Consider the following 2,770-nt stretch of genomic DNA (forward strand, 5'->3'; position numbering starts at 1 on the left):
GAGAATCATAGACCCGCAAAGGTACACGATCATCATCAAGAGAAGCCTCTAATGCCGAAGAATAATGTCGTGCTTTGGCAAAGAAAACGTCGGACTTTACGCTTGAGTTCAAGGTCGCTGCCCATGTATTGGTTTGTTTCTGATAAGTATGATATAGAGTGTCAAAAGCTTCCTTCCGAGTACGTCGTTCATGACTTTCCATAAATTGTATGAAATTTCCCTTAGTTAATTCGACGGTCTTTCCGGATTCATCGATAATACTGGGAAACTTAAGGTCGGCATTATTAGCCATTGAAAAGATAGCCCCTGGAGCTTCAGCTAATTCACCGACTTCCGCTAACAGTTTTTCTTCTGTTGAACTTAGAATATGCTCTTGCTTACGCAAAATATCATCCAAGGCATGCCTGTAGATACCCATCTTCGAGGACGTAGTTTGAAATTCGGATAGCCTTCCTTCAGGCATCGCTAATAATTCAGGGACTACGAACGAAGCAGCACTTCCGACCTTTACGGCAAGGGCTCCGGCTCGATCTGTCAATGCTTGATACTCTGCATTACGATTGTCTTCATCTCTCCTCATACGGGCATAGGAATAAACCTCTCCCATACGCAGACTTAAATCATCCATCCACTCAAAACATGCAATTAAAGTGTCAGCATTATCCGCTAAATGCCCTTCAAATCGTTTCCCATCTCCTAAACGTTTTTCGATCTGGGCAAATTCTAATTCCCATTGAGCATTATCGGAAAAAATGTCTTCCAAATGCCATTTTGTAGCCTCAGGAATTTCTGCTCTTGACTTCTGCTTTTGTTGTGCCATAGTTTTTAACCTCCTTAGAAATATGATCCTCTTTATTATATACACACAGCTTAGTAATTACCATTTCTCAGAATTAAGTACATTTTTGCGGTCCCTTCTCGCCATCACGGCGCCTTGCCATCCTTGGCGGCGCTCTAATCTCGAACATCCTTGTTTGAGTCATGGCATCTTTCTTCTGACGCCAACTAAAAAGAGGACCCTGCAGCAGGTCCTCTAGCCAAGATTCAAGGAGATCTAACGAGATCTAACGACATGGAAGACAAAAAAGTCTGAGCGGAAGAACAAACGTGAATAGAAAATGGGATGATCCGATTTATCAAAATGGACTTCATCTAAGAGTAATAAGGGGCTAGCAGCAGAAACAGATAATTTATCTGCTAATTCTTTCCCTGCAACAATCGGCCGAATGTCGGTCGAAGCATACGCAATGCGGATTTCTTTTACTTCTTCTAAATACGTAAAGATCGATGACTTGATCTTTACAATGTCCAGTTCCCCAACAGATGGAGAAAACATATCGATACAATATACAACAGGTATACCATCCGCAGTGCGGACTCTACGTGACTGATTTACAGGAGTACCTTCGTCTACCCCTAGTTTCGCTGCGACCCTCGCATCCGCAAACGAGTTCGCAATTTCAATTTCACTTGTCCCTGGAACCATACCAAGTTCTAATATCGCGTCTGTCACTCTAAAAAGCACCTCAAGACCAGGTTTCACCTTTGGGGATGATTCCCCACGTATATAAGTACCCAATCCTTGCTTTTTTTCGACAATCCCATTGGCTTCTAAGACCCGCAACGCTTCACGAAGAGTGTTGCGACTGACCCCCAGTTCCTTGGCAAGGTTTTCCTCATTCGGAAGACGACTGTCGATAAGATATTTTCCACGACGAATTTCATCTAGCAGTTCCAAACGGACAAGATCAGAGAGGGATTTGCCACTCTGATGAATCCGTCCCATGATGTTTACCTCCTCAATTTGTTTTAAGATTTCCTTCTAATCAAATTACTTATTAGGATTATACGGAATTCCATCCGCGGCAGGGGCAGTACTTCTGCCTACTAATCCGGTCAAGGCTAAAATCGTCAATGCGTAAGGTAACATCTGGATAATATTTGAGGAAATACCCCCACCTTGCAATATCATACTCAAAGCCGTGGCGAACCCAAACAAAAGTGCAGCTCCCAATGATCCGAAAGGTGTCCATTTGCCAAAGATCATGGCAGCCATAGCAATATAGCCTCTTCCGCCACTCATATTAACTTCAAAACTATTTAATAATCCTAAGGCCAGGTAGACTCCACCCAGACTTGAGAGCATACCACCTATCATTACACCCAGATAACGCAAGTTTCGAACGTTAAGGCCCGCAGTATCAGCAGCTTGAGGATTCTCCCCCACCGCTCTAATTCTTAAACCTAAATTTGTATGAAACAAAAAATAATGTGACGCAAAAACTAGAAAGAACATTAAGTAAACTACCACATTTTGTGACCCTAGAATTGGCCCAACAAAGGGAATATCACTAATCCCAGGAATGGTAAGGTTGGGAAGAGCAGGTGTTTCTCGAGGAGTTCCTCCATACCCAAAAATGGTATTTAGTAAAAAGGCAGTTAATCCAGCCGCAAAAATATTGATACTCATTCCCACAATGACTTGATCCGCTCCAAGACTTACCGTTACATAAGCAAAAAGAGCCGAGATGAGTGCACCCATCAATAAAGCTCCTAGCAAACCTAGCCATGCGCTATGAGTATAAAAGGAAAATAGCACCCCAAAGAAGGCACCAATCAGCATGATCCCTTCCATAGCAATGTTTACTACCCCGCTACGTTCTGAAAAGGTTCCCCCTAAAGCAGGGAGAGCAATTGGGGTTGCCATAGCGAGTGTTGCAGCCCACAAATCAGGTCTAGCCAATGTGTCCCAAAGCATATTCTTTAAGCC

At 43.1% G+C, this 2,770-nt stretch carries 3 protein-coding genes; all 3 read right to left on the reverse strand.

Features of this window, described 5'->3' with window-relative positions:
• On the reverse strand, window positions 1-820 hold an 820-nt coding region (locus tag UF75_RS25235), incomplete at its 3' end, for a M3 family metallopeptidase (protein ID WP_045577272.1).
• Window positions 821-1,054: 234 nt separating this feature from the next.
• Entirely contained in the window at window positions 1,055-1,786 is a 732-nt protein-coding gene (locus UF75_RS25240) for a GntR family transcriptional regulator (RefSeq protein WP_082075350.1), read from the reverse strand.
• Window positions 1,787-1,831: 45 nt separating this feature from the next.
• The coding region (locus UF75_RS25245; protein ID WP_348983105.1) for an ABC transporter permease at window positions 1,832-2,770 on the reverse strand (939 nt) is incomplete at its 5' end.

Source organism: Desulfosporosinus sp. I2 (assembly GCF_000960765.1).
Taxonomy (GTDB): domain Bacteria; phylum Bacillota; class Desulfitobacteriia; order Desulfitobacteriales; family Desulfitobacteriaceae; genus Desulfosporosinus.

What these genes read in the sequence shown, in the direction of transcription:
- UF75_RS25240 (WP_082075350.1), bottom strand. Translation starts at nt 1,786, where the DNA reads ATGGGACGGATTCATCAGAGTGGCAAATCCCTCTCTGATCTTGTCCGT.